Here is a 15732-nt window from a genome sequence, read left to right as displayed (position 1 = left end):
CATCACAGCGCATTGCGCAGGCTGAGGGGCTCGGGGTGCGGCTGCAGGTAAGCCTGCTCGGCGATGTAGCGATCCGGGTGACGGCGGAAGTGGTGCTTGAGCAGCGTCAGCGGCACCACCAGCGGCACGATGCCGTCGCGGTACTGGCCGATCAGTTGCTGCATTTCCTGTCTCTCGTCGGCGCTCAGCGCGCGCTTTAGGTAGCCGCTCAGGTGCTGCAGCACGTTGCTGTGGGTGCCGCGCGTCGCACATTTCTTCAGTGCGCTCATCAGCTCGCTGAAATACTGCGGCGCCAGCTCACCAAGATCGTGCTGCGCGAGTTCGCCGAGCAGGCGGCCGAGTGACTTGTAGCGCACCGGGTCGGTGGCCATCAGCAGGTACTTGTAGCGTGAGTGAAAGGCGATCAGCGCGCGGCGCGTCAGGCCCTGCTGCAGCAGGCGTTGCCATGCGGCGTGGGCGTACACGCGGGTGATGAAGTTCTCGCGCAGCACCGGGTCGTTGAGACGGCCGTCTTCTTCCACCGGCAGGTCCGGATGGCGGGCGCAGAAGGCAGCGGCGAAGATGCCGCGGCCCGGCTCGCTCGGGCGCCCACCTTCCTGGTAGACCTTGACCCGCTCCAGGCCGCAGGAGGGTGACTGCTGCATGAAGATGTAGCCGCTGATGCCTTGCAGTTCATTGGCCATGCGTTCGCCGTAGGCGGCCAGTGCATCGGTAACGTCACGTGAACGCTCGACGGTGCCCACGGCGCGCGGCGCCTGCGGATCACCGACCAGGCGAATCGGTTCCCGTGGTATCGGCATACCAATAGCCACCTCGGGACAGACCGGGATGAAGTCGAAGTGTTCGGTCAGGCTGCGACTGCACAGGCGCGACAGCTTGTGGCCGCCGTTGTAGCGGACTTCGGCACCCAGCAGGCAGGCGCTGATACCCAGTTTGGCTTTGCTCGCTTGCATAACCTGACCTCATGAGACCTTGTACATGAAGTGATTCATGTACAACTTGTGTCCACTATAGATGCGCAGTTATACAAGTCAAATGCTTTGTATAGGTTTGGTATTGGTTTTTCTGTGCAGGCAGGCGGCGTCGGCCGAGGGGCCGCCAGGTATCGCGGGAGGGTCAGCGCCAGCCTTGCAGCCAGTGTTCGCTGTCTTGCAGTTGGCGCCAGTCGAGTGGCTGGCTGCGGTGTGTCAGTACGGCCTGAAGCTCGACACCGATGACGTTGTCTGCCTCGTCGCGGATCAGTTCGGTGACCAGAAAGTGGCGCTCGCGGTTCTGCGGCCGCGCCGCCGTCCATTTCGACAGCAGCAGTTTGCGCGGGTTGAGGCGGCGCTTGCCGGGCGTGCTCATTGCAAGTGCTCGAGTAGGCGGCGCGCAGCATCCTGGCCACTGAGCCAGGCCCCTTCGACGCGGCCCGACAGGCACCAGTCGCCGCAGGCATACAGGCCCAGGTCGGCGTCGGCCAACGCGCCCCATTGGTGCGCCTGGGCCGGGCGGGCATAGAGCCAGCGATGGGCAAGCGTGAGACTGGGGGCCGGCACGGCGCAGCCGATCAGCTCGGCGAAAGCGCCGTGCAGTTGCTCGATCACGGCCTCCTTGGGCAGATCCAGATGCTGCCGGCTCCAGGCGCTGCTGGCGTGCAGCACCCAGGTGTCGAAGTGGTTGTCGCGGCCGGGCTTGCTGCGGTTGCGGGCCATCCAGTCGAGCGGGCTGTCCTGTACGAAGCAGCCTTCGACGCGGGTGTCCAGCGGGCGCTCGAAGCCCAGCGCCACTGCCCAGGTCGGATCCATGATCACGCTCGCCGCCGTACCGGCCAGTTTGGGCGCAGCAGCTAGCAAGGCGCTCGCTTGTGGGGCCGGTGTAGCGACGATCACGTGGCTGTAAGGGCCGTGGCTGTTGCCTTCGGCATCCTGCAGACTCCAGTAGCGGTCGCCGCGGAACACTTCGGTGATACGGCAGCTGAACTTGACCGGTAGGGCGCCGAGCATGGCGCGGGTGATGGCGCTCATGCGTGGGCTGCCGACCCAGCGCAGTTGCTCATCGGGAGAGGCGCTGAGCTGGCCGTCCTGAGCGTTGTACAGGCTCGGTTGCCACTCGGCGACCCAGCCACGGGCTTGCCATTGCTGCACGACCTCGATGAAGCGGCGGTCGCGTGCGGTGAAGTACTGAGCGCCGAGATCCAGGCTGCCGGCGTCGCTGCGCTTGCTCGCCATGCGCCCGCCGCTGCCTCGGCTCTTGTCGAACAATTCGATGTCCTGGCCGGCAGCGTGCAGGGCCTGGGCGGCTGAGAGTCCTGCGATGCCGGTGCCAATGATGGCGATGGGTGCGTTCATGGTTACCTCGTCAGCGCTGAATGCTATACAGGCTAAGGTTTGGACAAAAGCTATACAAGAGTGTTTTCATGTACAGCTGATGCCGTTCGAACCTGCTCAAATCCTGCTGCGCGTCGGCTCTGCGGCGTTAAAAACAGGCTCGGACTGCTCATTTACAACTCGTAAACTCCGCGTCCTCGTCTGTTTTTGCCTTGCATAGCTCTAGCTCGCGAGCCTTTGAACAGGTTCTGAGTGGCGCTCCCTTGCTTTAGGTTTAGGACAAACGCGACAGGTGTGCGCGTCATGAACCAGACTAAAGGTGAAGTTTCTTCCATTGCCATGCGAGGACGATGCCATGCATATCCTGCTGACCGGCGGTACCGGTCTGATCGGTCGAGCGCTTTGCGCGCACTGGACCGAGCAGGGCCACCGCCTGACTGTCTGGAGCCGCGAGCCGAGCAAGGTCGCGCACCTTTGCGGTGCTGACGTTCGAGGGGTCGCCCGGCTCGAGGAGCTGGGCGAAGAACCCCTGGACGCCGTGATCAACCTGGCCGGCGCGCCGATTGCCGACAAGCCCTGGAGTAGCAAGCGCAAGGCGCTGTTGTGGTCCAGCCGTATCGGCCTGACCGAACAGTTGCTGAGCTGGCTGCAGGGGCGTACGCAGCGTCCTGCGGTGCTGCTGTCGGGCTCGGCGGTAGGCTGGTACGGCAACGGCGGCGAGCGCGAGCTGAACGAGAGCATGCTTGCGGTAACCGACGATTTCGCCGCGCAACTGTGCGGCGCCTGGGAGGAAACCGCGCTGCGCGCCGAGGAACTGGGGATTCGCGTGGTGCTGATCCGCACCGGCCTGGTGCTGAGCCCTGATGGCGGCATGCTTAAGCGGCTGTTGCTGCCGTTCAGGTTGGGGCTGGGCGGGCGCATCGGCGACGGCCGACAATGGATGCCGTGGATTCATATCGCCGATCAAATCGGCCTGATGGATTTTCTCTTGCAGCAGGGCGACGCCCGCGGTCCTTATAATGCCTGCGCGCCCATGCCGGCGCGCAATGCCGAGTTCAGCAAGGCGCTGGGACAGGCGCTGAGTCGACCGACCCTGTTACCGGCACCGGCCTTCGTCTTGCGCGCTGCACTCGGTGAGATGTCCGAGCTGCTGCTGGGCGGTCAGCGCGCGGTGCCGGCGCGTTTGCTGGAGGCGGGCTTCAGTTTTCGTTTCGCCCATCTGGATGTGGCCCTGGTGGATTTGCTGGGCCATCAATGAGCGCAGGTTGTTGCAAAACTACCTGCGTTGCCATTGCGGCGTTAAAAACAGGCTCGGAATGCTCATTTACAGTACGTAAACTGCGCTTCCTCGCCGGTTTCGCCTTGCACTGGCTGCCTCGCTAACATTTTTCAAAAGCCTGCTGGGATTTCGCATGACCGATCACGCATTGTTGCTGGTTAACCTGGGTTCGCCCGCGTCCACCGAAGTAGCCGATGTTCGCCGTTACCTCAATCAGTTCCTTATGGATCCCTATGTCATCGACCTGCCATGGCCGCTGCGTCGTTTGCTGGTGTCGCTGATTCTGATCAAGCGTCCAGCGGCATCGGCACATGCCTACGCCTCGATCTGGTGGCAGGAGGGTTCGCCGCTGGTGGTGATCAGCCGCCGTCTACAGGAGGCGATGAAGGCGCAGTGGACCCAGGGCCCTGTCGAGCTGGCCATGCGCTATGGCGAGCCCTCCATCGAGTCGACCCTGCAGCGTCTGGCCGCGCAGGGTATTCGTGAAGTGACCCTGGCGCCGCTGTATCCGCAGTTTGCCGACAGCACCACCACCACGGTGATCGAGGAGGTCAAGCGGGTGGTGCGTGAGCGCGGGCTGGACATGCGCCTGTCCACGCTACCGCCGTTCTACGATCAGCCGGAGTACCTCGATGCCCTGGTGGCCAGCGCCAAGCCTTACCTGGAGCAGGATTTCGACCATTTGCTGTTGAGCTTCCACGGCCTGCCGGAACGCCACCTGCACAAGCTCGACCCCAGCGGCCATTGCCTGAAAGGCGACGACTGCTGTCGCAACGCTGCGCCCGAAGTGCTGGCCACCTGTTATCGCGCGCAATGCCTGCGCAGCGCCGAGCTGTTCGCCCAGCGCATGGGCCTGCGCCCGGAGCAGTGGTCGGTGAGCTTCCAGTCGCGCCTGGGCCGCGCCAAGTGGATCGAGCCCTACACCGAGACGCGTCTCGACGAACTGGCGGCGCAGGGCGTGAAGAAGCTGCTGGTGATGTGCCCGGCCTTCGTCGCCGATTGCATCGAGACCCTGGAGGAGATCGGCGACCGTGGCCGCGAGCAGTTCGTCGAAGCCGGTGGCGAAAGCCTGCAGCTGGTGCCCTGCCTGAACGATCATGCTGATTGGGCGGCGGCACTGAAGGTGCTGTGCGAGCGCGCGCCAGTGATGGTCTGAATGTCCGTTGAACGTCGGGGCGAGGCATTCGCCTCGGCGGGTATGAAGCATTCGCCGATCTGATAACACCTTCGAGCGATACTCACCGCTGTTTATATCGTCCTAAGCTGACGGCTCTTTCAACCACCGCGCATCGCGTCAAGGGTGCTTCTAAAAACTATCTGCGTTGTCATCGCTGCGTTAAAAACAGGCTCAAAATGCTCATTTACAGCTCGTAAACTGCGCTTTTTCGCCGGTTTTTGCCTTGCGCTGACTGCCTCGCCTACGTTTTTAAAAGCACCCCCAAGCGGTGCCGAGGAGAGCGTCCGTGCATAACAACAATAACGGCTACCCCTCCAGTGTCCGCGCCTGGGCCACTGTTGCCATCCTGATGGTGGCGTACGTTCTGTCCTTCGTCGATCGGCAGATTCTCAACCTGCTGGTCGAGCCCATCCGCCGTGACCTGGCGATCAACGATACGCAGATGAGTCTGCTGATGGGGCTGTCGTTCGCGTTGTTCTACACCATCTGCGGCATTCCGCTGGGGCGCGTGGCCGATACCCGCAGCCGCCGCGGTTTGATCACCGTGGGCATTCTGTTCTGGAGTGCTGCCACCGCAGCATGTGGCATGGCCAAGCTGTACTGGCAGTTCCTGCTCTGTCGCATCGGCGTGGGCGTGGGCGAGGCGGCGCTGTCGCCGGCGGCCTACTCGCTGATCGCTGACAGCTTTCCTGCCGAGCGCCGTGCCACGGCTATCAGTGTCTATTCGATGGGGGTCTACCTGGGTTCGGGCTTGGCCTTTCTGGTCGGAGGTCTGGTCATCCAGTTCGCCTCCGCGCAGGGTGACGTGACCTTGCCGGTGCTGGGGGAGGTGCGTCCCTGGCAATTGATCTTTCTGATCCTCGGGGTTGCCGGGGTGCTGTTCACCCTGTTGATGCTGGCGGTCAAGGAACCGAGCCGGCGCGGTGCCGGCGCGGGTGTCGCGGTACCGCTCAGCGAGGTGGGACGCTACATTCGCGCCAACCGCCGCACCGTGCTGCTGCACAACTTCGGTTTCGCCGGGCTGGCCTTCGCTGGCTATGGCAGCGCAGCCTGGGTGCCGACCTTCTATATCCGCACCTACGGCTGGGATGCCGGCCAGGTCGGCATCGTCTACGGCAGCATCGTTGCGGTGTTTGGCTGCTTGGGGATCGTCTTTGGTGGACGCCTGGCGGACTGGATGGCCAAGCGCGGGCGCAGCGATGCCAACATGCGTGTCGGCCTCTATGCCGCGCTGGGGGCGCTGCCGCTGGTCGTGTTGTTCCCGCTGATGGACAGCGCGTTCTGGGCCAGTGTGCTAATGGCGCCGACGGTGTTCTGCCTGAGCATGCCGTTCGGTGTGGCGCCGGCGGCGATCCAGGAAATCATGCCCAACTCGATGCGCGGCCAGGCGTCGGCCATCTATCTGTTCGTCATCACCCTGATCGGTCTGGGCGTTGGGCCGACTGCCGTGGCGCTGGTGACTGATTTCGTCTTTGCCGATGACGGTGCTCTGCGCTATTCGCTGCTGATCGTCACCACCCTGGCGGTGTCGATGTCGATCATCCTGCTGAGCAAGAGCTTGAAGCCCTACCGTGAAAGCGTAACGCGGCTGGAGCAATGGGCCGCCAATCCGGCCTGAACAGACGCTTTTTCCTCGCGTGCCGAGCGATGATCGGCACGTTTTATGCGCCAGTGCACGGGCGCTGTGGAATTTTTGCGCTTTACTGATGTTCTGAGTGTTGCGCGCGCCACTGTGGCGCGTGCCAGCCAGGGAACCTTTGCATGGGAGTGAGGCCCGTGTCTGCCGCATGGGGCAGGCCATTCAACAGCTCGGCATTCTGGCTGCGGACAGTGCTGCCCGGGTTGGCCGCGCTGATGCTGCTCAGTGGCTGCAGCGGTCGTCTAGATAACGACTCCATTCTCAATACACGCAGTCCGATCAAGCCCACCGAGGTGCTGCAGACTGACGTCGATCGTATGGCCACCCTGGCCATGCGCAACAATCTCAACAGCCTGTACCGGCTGATGCACAAGCTCTACCAGCGCAACCCGCGCGAATGGCGCAAGAACTCGCTGCCCGATGCCGCCAGTGCAGAGCGCGCCATCCAGTACGCCATCGAGCACAATCAGGACTGGCCAACCCTGGGCGGCAGGCGCGATGTCGCCGCGCTGGATTACTCGCTGAGCCCGGCCTTCCAGGGCGACCGTGTGGCTGCTTTCACCTATGCCATTGGCAGCATGCTGGTGACCGCTCACGGTGGTCGCACCGAGTTCTACCTGACCGACAGCTTCAATGCACAGTTCATCCACAACGCCGCGCGCAATCTGGAGAAGGCCGGCTGGATGCTGTCGCAGCGGCGTGATGCCACGGGTCGGCCGCTGCTGCTATCGAACGAGTTCTCCGAGCAGGGTAACAACCTCAGTTATGCGGTGGAGTTCGGCAAGATGGTGGCGCGTCTCGATCTGCTCACCCATGTGCTGGAAGAGCGCTACCGGCGTATGGGCGCCAATTACGCGCAGAGTCTTTTCCTGCTGAATTTCCTCCCGGTGCAGTAGCGCGTCACTGATTCCAGCGTTGCTGAATTTCGTCCAGCTTGCCCGCGTTGCGCAGGCGCACCAGCGCTTCGGAAAACTGCCGTGCACGTTCGATATCGCCTTTGGCGAAGGCGACGAAACGTGGCATCTGGATCAGCGGGCGAGGGAGCACGCGCACCTGATTCTGCGCGCGCTGTTCGCGAACGAAGTAGAGCAACTGGGTATGGTCGCCGACGATGATGTCGATGCGTCCGGCCAGCAGCATCGACACCAGTTGCCGTGGATTCTGCGCACTGGTGTCACGGGCCAGATCGGCGTGGTCGAAGTTTTCCTCATAGGAGTAACCGCGAACCTGACCGATCACGTACGGCGACAGGTCATGCAGCGTCTTCCAGTCCGTGATGGCAGTCTTGGCCGTGGTCATGAACACCGTCGAGCCACTGCGCAGCGGGCCGACCAGCTCGTATTGCCGTTGACGCTGCGGGGTGCCGGCGAACTGAAAGGCCATCTGCACCTCGCCGCGGTCGAGCATGCGCTTGACCCGCTCCCAGGGATAAAGACGGATTTCGTACGCTACCTTGGCTTCGTCCAGTACCGCGTCGACCAGTTCGACGTCGAGCCCGCGCGGGGTGTCGTCCTCGGCGGTGACGAAGCTGTAGGGGGCGAACTGTTCGTCGCCCACCACCCGCCAGGGCTGTGCTGCCAGCGAATTGGTCAGCGCCACTAGAGCAATTAGCAGATAGCGCATGGCGGTTTCCTCGTGGCTGGCCTGTATCTGAGGCTAGCCAATTTCTGCGAGGAAGGGAGGGCGCTGTGTGACTGAATCAGACCTTGCGCACGAACTCGGACTTGAGCTTCATCGCGCCGATGCCATCGATCTTGCAATCGATGTCGTGATCGCCGTCGACCAGACGAATGTTCTTCACCTTGGTGCCGACCTTGACCACCAGCGACGAGCCCTTGACCTTGAGATCCTTGATCACGGTGATGGTGTCGCCGTCCTGCAGCAGGTTGCCTACCGAATCCTTGATCACCCGTGCGTCATCACCCGCGTCGGCGTTTTCACCGGCTTTCCACTCGTGGGCGCATTCGGGGCAGATCAGCTGATCACCGTCTTCGTAGGTGTATTCGGAGTTGCATTTGGGGCAGGGCGGCAGAGCGGTCAAGGGGTGTCCTCGGTACGGGTGAGAAACCGCAGATTATATAGGGTTTTGTTGAAAAACGCCGCCCTGGGAAGTGGTGCGTCCGAGTGTTTGGGTGTTTTAAATATTGGACTTTTTGCAACGTGGTGGTTTCGCTGGAATGGCAGCTTTTTTCTCCTTAGAGGGCATTAAACGGGGGCTTTGGAGCTGAGGCAGTGCAATGTTTCGGGTTGATTTGTTTGACATATTTTACGGCTCGGGCAGACTGGCTGCAGATTCCGTTGCCGAATCGGGTAATGGGCTGCGTTGCTGCAGCCCCTCTCCAGATGGAGTTGACCCGCTTCGAGCCGCCGTCGGAAGGCGGCACTCAGGCTCAGGATGAGCCTCGGTGCATGGGGTTAGCCAAACAGGCCGCACGTGCTACAGCAGAGGGTTCTGCTGGCCGCCGGCCTGCACAGCAACGATAGGCCCGGCCTGTCCCAAGGTGACTTATGTCCAACAACAAGAACCGCAACAATCCCCGCAAACCCGTCGTGCTGATGTCCATGGGCGCTCAACAGCGCAAGGGCCACGACTATCAGGTAATGACTCACAAATACATCCAGCCCCTGGTCGAGTTTTCCGGTTGCGTGCCGGTGCTGGTGCCCACCTGCTGTGGTATCGAGGACCTCGAGCAGTATCTGGATATGGCCGATGGCGTGTACCTGACCGGCGCCGGCAGCAATATCGACCCGGCGCTTTACGGGCAGGAGAACGAAACGCCGAACAAGGGTCAGGATCGCGACCGCGACCTGTTCGACCTACCGCTGATTCGCGCCGCTATCGCCCGCGGTTTGCCGATCTTCGGTATCTGCCGGGGTATGCAGGAAATCAACGTGGCGCTGGGCGGCGACATTTACCAGAAGGTCTATGCAGAGCCTGGCTTCAACGACCATCGGGAAAATCCCGACGACCCGGTCGAGGTGCAGTACGCCCCCAGCCACAGCGTGCGTCCGCTTCCCGGTAGCTGGTTCGCCGAGCTGATGGGCAAGGACGAGATTCAGGTCAACTCCTTGCACGGCCAGGCCATTCGCAACCTGGGCAAGGGCCTGGAAGTACTGGCCACCGCCGAGGATGGCCTGATCGAGGCGGTTCATGCGCCGACCCTCTCGCCTTTCCTGGTTGCGGTGCAGTGGCACCCGGAATGGCAGGCTGCGCTGAACCCCGATTCGGTGAAGATCTTCCAGGCCTTTGGTGACGCCTGTCAGCGCCGAGTCGCCTCGCGCAATGGTCGTCGCGCTGCCTGAACCTGCCAGCCCCTGCGTCAGTAGGGGCTCGGTGGTTGCGGCCAGTTCAGGGTGCCACTGTCTTTGAAGCGGCGCGTACCAAACAGGCCATCGGCCAGTTTGCCGCTCAGCACATAGGGCACCTCCTGGCCGGGTTGATAGCCGGCCACGCCCCAGGCCTGCCGCATCACCGAAAACGCCGAAATGCTCACCGGCACGCTCAATACCGTTTCGCCGAAGCGTGGCACGCTGCCGCTCTGGTCGCTGACGCCACTGGCCAGCGGCTGGCCGTTGACGTCCAGATCCAGCGCCATGCCGTTGAAGCTTACCGCACTGTCATTGGGGTTCTGCACCCGCAACTTGACTGCGAAACGCACTTCCAGCCCCTGGCCGGGCAAGGGTTCCAGGCCAACCAGATCGACCCGTAGCGGATCACGATTACCCAGGCTGGCGCAGGCACCCAGGGTGGCCGCGAACAGGCTGATCAAGCAAAGACGAAGCAGACGAGGCATGACAATCTTCCCTGGACGTTATGGGGTCAGGATAGAAGACAGCTGTGCGCGCCATTAGCTCCCGGCGCGTTGTCTTGCGCCCAGTACCAGCGCAATGCCGCCGAGCACGGCAACGGCGCTCAAGGTCAGGCGCAGGGACAGCGCTTCGTTGAGCAGCAGGCTGCCACCGAGCGCGGCGAGAATCGGTACGCTCAACTGCACCGTGGCCGCCTGGCTGGCGCGCAGGCCGGGCAGGGCGCTGTACCAGATGGCGTAGCCGACGCCCGAGGTCAGCGCGCCGGACAGCACGGCATAGAAGAGGCCAGGGCCGTCCCAGTCGAGCTTAGGCAGCAGCACCAACGCTAACAGCACGGCCAGGGGAGCCGCTCGCAGAAAGTTGCCGGCGGTCACGGCCAACGGATCACCCTGGCCGCGCCCGAGCAACGAGTACGCGCCCCAGGCGATGCCGGCCAGCAGCATCAGCAAGGCCGCCGGCAACGGTGGTGCGCTGGCGCCGGGCAGCAGCAGCGCCAGCAGGCCGGCCGTGGCCAGCGCCGTACCGAGGCTGGCGACCAGGCCCAGGCGTTCGCCGCGCAGCAAACCCCAGAGCAGCATGCTCAACTGCACCGCGCCGAACAGCAGCAGGGCGCCGATGCCGGTATCCAGCTGCAGATAGGCGAAGGAAAAAGCTGCGGCATAGGTAAACAGCGCCAGTGCCCCAGGCCAGTTGCCGGCCACGGGTTGTCTGGCCTGCCTCAGCTTGAGCAACAGCCAGAGCGTCAGCGCGCCGGCAAGCAGGCGGATGGCGGTGAAGCTGGCCGCATCGATATCGGTTTCACGCAGCGCCAGACGGCACAGCAGCGAGTTGCCGGCGAAGGCCAGCATGGCAAGGCAGGTAAGCAGCAGGATACGCGGTGGCATCGTCCATCCTTGGCTGAAGGTCTGGTGATGCCTGGCAGCTAACCACGTCAGGCTGGGCGATGGCATTGGCAGAAGGTCGCAAGTGGCTGCGACCTTGGCCATTCGGGCGGGGGATTACCGTTAGAAGTGCGCTTTGACCAGCAGGCTGGCGGTGTTCTGGTCGGTCGAGCCCACGAAGTTCTCGCTGACGAAGCCACCATCCTTGATGCCGTACTTGTTCTTCCAGTAGTCGTACTCGATGCCCACGTACAGCTGTTTCTCGCCCCACTTCAGCGCCTTGCCCAGGTCGTACTTGATCTGCGGGTTGAAGTGCAGGTTGGCGTGGTAGTCGCCATGGCGGTTGCTGTCGTTGTCCACCACCCAGTCCATGAAGCCGTCGATGAGAATGTCCGATTCGCCCACCGCGATGGTGTAGCTCCACACCGGGGTGATCTGCCAGACATTGCTGCCGGCGCGGCTGCCGTCAGTGGTGCGCAGGTAGGTGTTGAGCTGAAAGTAATCGAAACCGGGGATGTCCAGGTCGACTGCCGGGCCGATCAGATAGGACTCGACGTCATCTTCGCCGAACTCGTAGGTGGTGGAGATCAGCACGTCCTTGATCGGGCCAAAGGAGAAGTCGGCACCGGTGATCTTGCCCAGCGAGAAGCGTGGGCTGAACTCGCCGTAGAAGGTATGGCCGTCACCTGCGCCATTGGTGGCGTCAGTGTTGTACTTGATGAAATCGGTGAAGAAGAACAGGTCGCCGAAGCTCCAGCCGCTGGCGTGCTCGAAGGTGATGGTCTGCTGGATTTCCGGATCTATCTTGAAGTCCTGGCCGTAGAGATAGGTCAGGCTGTTGTTCTGCCACTGCAGCAGGTCACCGGCGATGGCCTGGCCGCCCGCCAGCAGACCGCCGGCCAGCGCCAGCGAAGAAAGTGTGCGATTCATGAAAGCTCCTGGTGGTTAAGACGTGTCGTTATGATTTTTTGGCCTGGGATATTTGGCGGACACTTTTCGGGTCGCTGCTGAGCGACGTTGAGCAGCGCTCGCGACGGTTTTAAACCTGTCCGCCTGGTCAGGCTGGTGCTGCTAGAGCAAGAACGGCGCCAATTTTCGTGATTGCGCATATCCCTTGCAAATCAATCGTATAAACAGATTTTCAGGATCGTTTCGCTGTATCGGGTGCACTGTTTTCTGACCGATAGGACAAAAAAAGCCATAACTTGGTGCGCAACCGTTTGGCGGCGGCTGCAGCGCTTTCTCAGGGGTGTGCTTGATTAGTTTGATTATGGTCGTAATATAAATATTAAATTATGGCTGTAATTCTATTGGTGGGAGGATGCCCTCTCACTCACCACACCACCCTGGAGACTCATCATGACTGCCCAAGCTACCCCCGGAACCGCCCTGATCACTGGTGCCTCGTCCGGCATCGGCGCCACTTATGCCGAACGCCTGGCACGGCGCGGCTACGACTTGCTGCTGGTCGCGCGTGATGCCCAGCGCCTGGATACACTGGCCAAGCGTCTGGGCGCCGAGTACGGCGTTGCGGTCGAAGTGATGCCGGCGGATCTCACCAGCAAGGCCGATGTGCTCAAGGTGGAAAAGCGCCTGCGGGAGGATGCGTCCCTCGCGCTGCTGGTCAATAACGCGGGCGTTGCCATGAATGGTCCGTTGGCGTCCGCTGATCTGGAGCAGGCCGAGAGCATGATCCAGCTCAACGTCGTGGCGCTGACCCGTCTGGCAGCGGCGGCCGCGGCCAACTTCTCCGCAGTCGGCCGCGGCGGCATCATCAACCTCGGCTCGGTAGTGGCGCTGGCGCCGGAAATGTTCAATGCCATTTACAGCGCGACCAAGGCTTATGTGCTGAGTTTGACCCAGACCCTGGCTGGCGAGCTGCGGGGTTCGGGTGTGCAACTGCAGGCTGTGATGCCGGGCGTGACCCGCACCGAAATCTGGCAGCGCAGCGGCACCGATGCTTCGGCGCTGCCGCCGTCGATGATCATGGAAGTGGGTGAGATGGTCGATGCCGCGCTGGCTGGTTTCGATCAGCAGGAGTTGGTGACCATTCCCTCGTTACCCGACGCCGCCGATTGGGATGCCTTCGTCAAGGCACGTGCGGCGCTGGGGCCGAACCTGTCTCACGACAAGGCCGCAGCGCGCTACAAGTGATGCCAGGCGCAAGGCCGTTACTGGTCTTGCGTCTTTTCGATCAACAGGCGGCGGGTCGTATGCAGCAGGCGGTCGGACAGCTCCGGGTCCTTGACGCTACGCGACAGCAGCAGTGCTCCGATCATGGCCGAGAGCATCAGTACGCTTTCGTCTTCCGCGTTTTCACCTTCCAGGTTCTGCTCGATCAGTGCCAGGCGATTGCGCACCATCGCATCGGTGGTGGCGCTCGGTTCACCGCGCTGGCCCAGTTCGGCAGACATGGTCGGTAGTGGGCAGCCGGCGCCGGGATTGTCACGGTGCAGGTCGGACAGGTAGCGCTGGATGAACAGCGGCAAGGGCGACTCGGCGCTGTGCAGCACTTCGGCCGTGCTGCTTTCCAGGGTCTGCACGGCGTGCTGCAGCGCAGTTTCCACCAAGTCATCCTTGGACTTGAAGTGAGCGTAGAAACCGCCATGGGTCAGGCCCAGCGCCTTCATCAGTGGCTGCAAGCCCGTGGCCCCAACGCCGTCGCGGCGAAAGCGCAGTGCCGCTTCCTCGATGATGCGTTGATGGGTCTTGGCCTTGTGATCTTCCGAATAGCGCATGGCGGGCCTCGTCTATCAAATGTTGCCTGTCATCTTACACCCGCGTCGTTGTTCTGGCGCGGCGCATTCATATCGAGAATCAGGCAAGTGGTGGAGGCGACGGCGTACAGGCGTTCGTCGACGTCATACAGACGGCCTTCGGCCAGTGCGGTGGAGCGGCCGAGGTGGATGATGCGGCCCTCGGCGCGCACCGGGCCGGCCTCGCTGCGCAGGGCGCGGATGTAGCTCACCCGCAAGTCGGCGGTGGTGTAGCCCTGGCCCGGTTTGAGCAGGGTGTGCACGGCGCAGCCCATGCAGGAGTCGAGCAGGGTGGCGATGTAGCCTCCGTGTACGCTGCCCAGCGGATTGTAGTGGCGCTGGTCGGGCATGCCCTGGAAGACGAACAGGCCGCTGGCCCACTGCACCGGGGTGAAGTCGAGCACGGCGTTGATCGGTGGCGACGGCAGCTCGCCACGGCCGATGCCGTCGAAGAAATCCATCGGCGTCATGGCGGCGACTTCCGCCAGGCTGAGGGTGCCGGGCGCGGCCAGCTGGCTGCGTACAGCCTGCTCTTCGGCGATCCAGGCGGCGAGGAGGGCATCTCGGGATAGGGCGGTCATACAGGCTCCAGATAAATATGATGGACGACATTCAATGTTTCATATTATGGTCGAAATATAAATGGCCGCCAGTCGCTGCCCATCGGAGCCTTGTCATGCCACCTTCCCGAGTTCTGCTGATCATCCTGATGCTGCTCACTGCGCTGGGGGAAACCTCCACCCAGTTGCTCATTCCTGCGCTGGGCGAGCTGGAGCGTGGTTTGAATGCCAAGCCGGGTAGCAGCCTGCTGGCGCTGTCGCTGTTCGTCGGCGCCTTTGGCCTTGGCCAGCTGCTGCTCGGGCCGCTGTCGGATCGCCTGGGGCGCCGGCCGGTATTGCTCGTCGGCTTGAGCCTCTACCTGCTGGCGACCCTGGGCATGCTGCTGGCGCCAAACATCGAGGTGCTGATCGGTCTGCGCGTGCTGCAGGGCCTGGGCGCTTGTGCGGCGCTGGTGCTGGCGCGGGCCATCGTCCGCGATGTGTGGCAGGAGCGTGCGGGGCCGGCGCTGGCACTGACGGTGCTGGGCATGTTCGCCGCCATCGTCCTGTCACCGCTGGTCGGTGGCCTGCTGACCCAATACGGCGGCTGGCGCGCACCGCTGCTGGCGACCCTGGTGCTGGGCAGCCTGGCCTTGCTGTCGGTGCTCGGCAGCTACCGCGAGACGCATCTGCAGCGTGATCCGCAGGCCGGCCGGCTCAAGGGCTTGCAGGCCAGCTACCTGCAGGTTTGGCCCAGTTGCCGCGCGCTGGCGCTGACCATCGCCTGCACCTATGGCGCGATGTTCGTCGTGGTGGCCGGCTCGTCGTCGGTGTACATCGGTTTGCTGGGCCTCAGCGCCGCGCAGTATGGCCTGACCTTCGCCCTGATCGTTTCCGGCCTGCTCGGCGGTGCAGTGTTCACCCTGCGCAATGTGCAGCGCCTGGGGCCGCAACGGGTAGTGGGTATCGGTGTCGCGCTGGTGCTGGCCGGATCGCTGCTGACCCTGGTGGTCTATCTGCTGTTCGGCCTGTCGCTGCTGGGGCTGTCACTGCCGCAGGTGCTGGTGACGTTGGGCGGCGGCATGCTGTTGCCGGCTGCCGTGGCTGGCGCGGTGATTCCCAACCCCCAGCGCGCCGGGCTGGCGGCGGGGCTGATGGGCTCCTCGCAGATGGCCGGCGCCACCGTCGCTGGCCTGCTGCTGGGCGCCCTGCAGGATGGCTCGGCTTGGCCTATGGTTGCCTTGAACGCGCTGTTCGCCGTGCTGGCGTTTCTGTTCTTCCATTTCTTGCGCCTGCGCCCGGTCGCCACGACTGCGGCGCTCGGCAAACTCCCCTGATCCGA

17 protein-coding genes are annotated in these 15732 nt (G+C 63.0%); 7 read left to right on the top strand and 10 right to left on the bottom strand.

What is annotated here, in order from left to right; genetic code table 11:
- Nucleotides 1–2 precede the first annotated feature (2 nt).
- The 3 genes from ACN8M7_RS00665 to ACN8M7_RS00655 form a co-directional block, all read right to left on the bottom strand.
- Nucleotides 3–953, bottom strand: a complete 951-nt coding sequence (locus ACN8M7_RS00665) for a YbgA family protein (RefSeq protein WP_061242067.1) — start codon at nucleotides 951–953, stop codon at nucleotides 3–5.
- A gap of 163 nt (nucleotides 954–1116) precedes the next feature.
- Nucleotides 1117–1347 (bottom strand): TIGR02450 family Trp-rich protein, encoded by a 231-nt coding sequence (locus ACN8M7_RS00660; protein WP_061242065.1) that lies wholly within the window; start codon nucleotides 1345–1347, stop codon nucleotides 1117–1119.
- Nucleotides 1344–2330, bottom strand: a complete 987-nt coding sequence (locus tag ACN8M7_RS00655; protein ID WP_061242063.1) for an NAD(P)/FAD-dependent oxidoreductase — start codon at nucleotides 2328–2330, stop codon at nucleotides 1344–1346. Before ACN8M7_RS00655 ends, ACN8M7_RS00660 begins: the two co-directional genes overlap by 4 nt.
- 334 nt (nucleotides 2331–2664) lie before the next feature.
- On the opposite strand from ACN8M7_RS00655, the gene ACN8M7_RS00650 reads away from it, so the two are divergent.
- The 4 genes from ACN8M7_RS00650 (at nucleotide 2665) to ACN8M7_RS00635 (ending at nucleotide 7300) form a co-directional block, all read left to right on the top strand.
- Nucleotides 2665–3567, top strand: coding sequence for a TIGR01777 family oxidoreductase (locus ACN8M7_RS00650; RefSeq protein ID WP_490259438.1), 903 nt, complete (start codon nucleotides 2665–2667; stop codon nucleotides 3565–3567).
- 154 nt (nucleotides 3568–3721) lie between these two features.
- On the top strand, nucleotides 3722–4744 hold the full coding sequence (gene hemH, locus ACN8M7_RS00645) for a ferrochelatase (protein ID WP_490259437.1): 1023 nt from the start codon (nucleotides 3722–3724) through the stop codon (nucleotides 4742–4744).
- A gap of 307 nt (nucleotides 4745–5051) precedes the next feature.
- Nucleotides 5052–6383, top strand: coding sequence for a spinster family MFS transporter (locus tag ACN8M7_RS00640; RefSeq protein WP_061242057.1), 1332 nt, complete (start codon nucleotides 5052–5054; stop codon nucleotides 6381–6383).
- Between the two features lie 236 nt (nucleotides 6384–6619).
- The gene (locus tag ACN8M7_RS00635; RefSeq protein WP_156458641.1) at nucleotides 6620–7300 is read left to right on the top strand and encodes a hypothetical protein; all 681 of its coding nucleotides are present in this window, start codon (nucleotides 6620–6622) and stop codon (nucleotides 7298–7300) included.
- A gap of 4 nt (nucleotides 7301–7304) precedes the next feature.
- On the opposite strand, the gene ACN8M7_RS00630 is transcribed toward ACN8M7_RS00635, so the two are convergent.
- Nucleotides 7305–8027 carry a substrate-binding periplasmic protein gene (locus tag ACN8M7_RS00630; protein WP_490259436.1) on the bottom strand — a complete coding sequence of 241 codons (723 nt, stop codon included), beginning with the start codon at nucleotides 8025–8027 and terminating at the stop codon, nucleotides 7305–7307.
- A gap of 76 nt (nucleotides 8028–8103) precedes the next feature.
- Nucleotides 8104–8445 carry a zinc ribbon domain-containing protein YjdM gene (locus ACN8M7_RS00625; RefSeq protein WP_490259435.1) on the bottom strand — a complete coding sequence of 114 codons (342 nt, stop codon included), beginning with the start codon at nucleotides 8443–8445 and terminating at the stop codon, nucleotides 8104–8106.
- Nucleotides 8446–8912: 467 nt separating this feature from the next.
- Here ACN8M7_RS00625 and ACN8M7_RS00620 point away from each other — a divergent pair, with 467 nt between their 5' ends.
- A complete protein-coding gene (locus tag ACN8M7_RS00620; protein ID WP_490259434.1) occupies nucleotides 8913–9707 on the top strand; it encodes a gamma-glutamyl-gamma-aminobutyrate hydrolase family protein in 795 nt (264 codons plus the stop codon).
- A gap of 17 nt (nucleotides 9708–9724) precedes the next feature.
- On the opposite strand, the gene ACN8M7_RS00615 is transcribed toward ACN8M7_RS00620, so the two are convergent.
- The 3 genes from ACN8M7_RS00615 to ACN8M7_RS00605 form a co-directional block, all read right to left on the bottom strand.
- Complete coding sequence (locus ACN8M7_RS00615) at nucleotides 9725–10198, bottom strand: LEA/WHy family protein (RefSeq protein ID WP_490259433.1); 474 nt, start codon at nucleotides 10196–10198, stop codon at nucleotides 9725–9727.
- Between the two features lie 54 nt (nucleotides 10199–10252).
- A complete protein-coding gene (locus ACN8M7_RS00610) occupies nucleotides 10253–11098 on the bottom strand; it encodes an EamA family transporter (protein WP_490259432.1) in 846 nt (281 codons plus the stop codon).
- Nucleotides 11099–11218: 120 nt separating this feature from the next.
- Nucleotides 11219–12025, bottom strand: coding sequence for an outer membrane protein OmpK (locus tag ACN8M7_RS00605; protein ID WP_490259431.1), 807 nt, complete (start codon nucleotides 12023–12025; stop codon nucleotides 11219–11221).
- 429 nt (nucleotides 12026–12454) lie between these two features.
- Here ACN8M7_RS00605 and ACN8M7_RS00600 point away from each other — a divergent pair, with 429 nt between their 5' ends.
- A complete protein-coding gene (locus ACN8M7_RS00600; RefSeq protein ID WP_490259430.1) occupies nucleotides 12455–13249 on the top strand; it encodes an SDR family NAD(P)-dependent oxidoreductase in 795 nt (264 codons plus the stop codon).
- Between the two features lie 17 nt (nucleotides 13250–13266).
- Here ACN8M7_RS00600 and ACN8M7_RS00595 read toward each other — a convergent pair whose 3' ends face one another.
- Both ACN8M7_RS00595 and ACN8M7_RS00590 read right to left on the bottom strand, forming a co-directional pair.
- Complete coding sequence (locus tag ACN8M7_RS00595; protein ID WP_061242040.1) at nucleotides 13267–13833, bottom strand: TetR/AcrR family transcriptional regulator; 567 nt, start codon at nucleotides 13831–13833, stop codon at nucleotides 13267–13269.
- Nucleotides 13834–13862: 29 nt separating this feature from the next.
- The gene (locus ACN8M7_RS00590; protein WP_061242038.1) at nucleotides 13863–14432 is read right to left on the bottom strand and encodes a PaaI family thioesterase; all 570 of its coding nucleotides are present in this window, start codon (nucleotides 14430–14432) and stop codon (nucleotides 13863–13865) included.
- Between the two features lie 95 nt (nucleotides 14433–14527).
- On the opposite strand from ACN8M7_RS00590, the gene ACN8M7_RS00585 reads away from it, so the two are divergent.
- Nucleotides 14528–15727 (top strand): Bcr/CflA family efflux MFS transporter, encoded by a 1200-nt coding sequence (locus tag ACN8M7_RS00585; protein WP_490259429.1) that lies wholly within the window; start codon nucleotides 14528–14530, stop codon nucleotides 15725–15727.
- Nucleotides 15728–15732 lie beyond the last annotated feature (5 nt).

The sequence above is a fragment of the Pseudomonas spartinae genome (assembly GCF_965197125.1).
GTDB classification, from domain to species: domain Bacteria; phylum Pseudomonadota; class Gammaproteobacteria; order Pseudomonadales; family Pseudomonadaceae; genus Aquipseudomonas; species Aquipseudomonas composti_A.
Note: the sequence above shows the minus strand (reverse complement) of the source record. Positions and strands in the feature narration are given on the sequence as shown.

Bases quoted from the DNA above. Each gene is read 5' to 3' on its own strand.
- ACN8M7_RS00665 (WP_061242067.1), bottom strand. From the start codon at position 953: ATGCAAGCGAGCAAAGCCAAACTGGGTATCAGCGCCTGCCTGCTGGGT.
- ACN8M7_RS00600 (WP_490259430.1), top strand. From the start codon at position 12,455: ATGACTGCCCAAGCTACCCCCGGAACCGCCCTGATCACTGGTGCCTCG.
- ACN8M7_RS00605 (WP_490259431.1), bottom strand. From the start codon at position 12,025: ATGAATCGCACACTTTCTTCGCTGGCGCTGGCCGGCGGTCTGCTGGCG.
- ACN8M7_RS00615 (WP_490259433.1), bottom strand. From the start codon at position 10,198: ATGCCTCGTCTGCTTCGTCTTTGCTTGATCAGCCTGTTCGCGGCCACC.
- ACN8M7_RS00650 (WP_490259438.1), top strand. From the start codon at position 2,665: ATGCATATCCTGCTGACCGGCGGTACCGGTCTGATCGGTCGAGCGCTT.
- ACN8M7_RS00655 (WP_061242063.1), bottom strand. From the start codon at position 2,330: ATGAACGCACCCATCGCCATCATTGGCACCGGCATCGCAGGACTCTCA.
- hemH (WP_490259437.1), top strand. From the start codon at position 3,722: ATGACCGATCACGCATTGTTGCTGGTTAACCTGGGTTCGCCCGCGTCC.
- ACN8M7_RS00610 (WP_490259432.1), bottom strand. From the start codon at position 11,098: ATGCCACCGCGTATCCTGCTGCTTACCTGCCTTGCCATGCTGGCCTTC.
- ACN8M7_RS00630 (WP_490259436.1), bottom strand. From the start codon at position 8,027: ATGCGCTATCTGCTAATTGCTCTAGTGGCGCTGACCAATTCGCTGGCA.
- ACN8M7_RS00635 (WP_156458641.1), top strand. From the start codon at position 6,620: ATGCTGCTCAGTGGCTGCAGCGGTCGTCTAGATAACGACTCCATTCTC.
- ACN8M7_RS00590 (WP_061242038.1), bottom strand. From the start codon at position 14,432: ATGACCGCCCTATCCCGAGATGCCCTCCTCGCCGCCTGGATCGCCGAA.
- ACN8M7_RS00660 (WP_061242065.1), bottom strand. From the start codon at position 1,347: ATGAGCACGCCCGGCAAGCGCCGCCTCAACCCGCGCAAACTGCTGCTG.
- ACN8M7_RS00585 (WP_490259429.1), top strand. From the start codon at position 14,528: ATGCCACCTTCCCGAGTTCTGCTGATCATCCTGATGCTGCTCACTGCG.
- ACN8M7_RS00620 (WP_490259434.1), top strand. From the start codon at position 8,913: ATGTCCAACAACAAGAACCGCAACAATCCCCGCAAACCCGTCGTGCTG.
- ACN8M7_RS00595 (WP_061242040.1), bottom strand. From the start codon at position 13,833: ATGCGCTATTCGGAAGATCACAAGGCCAAGACCCATCAACGCATCATC.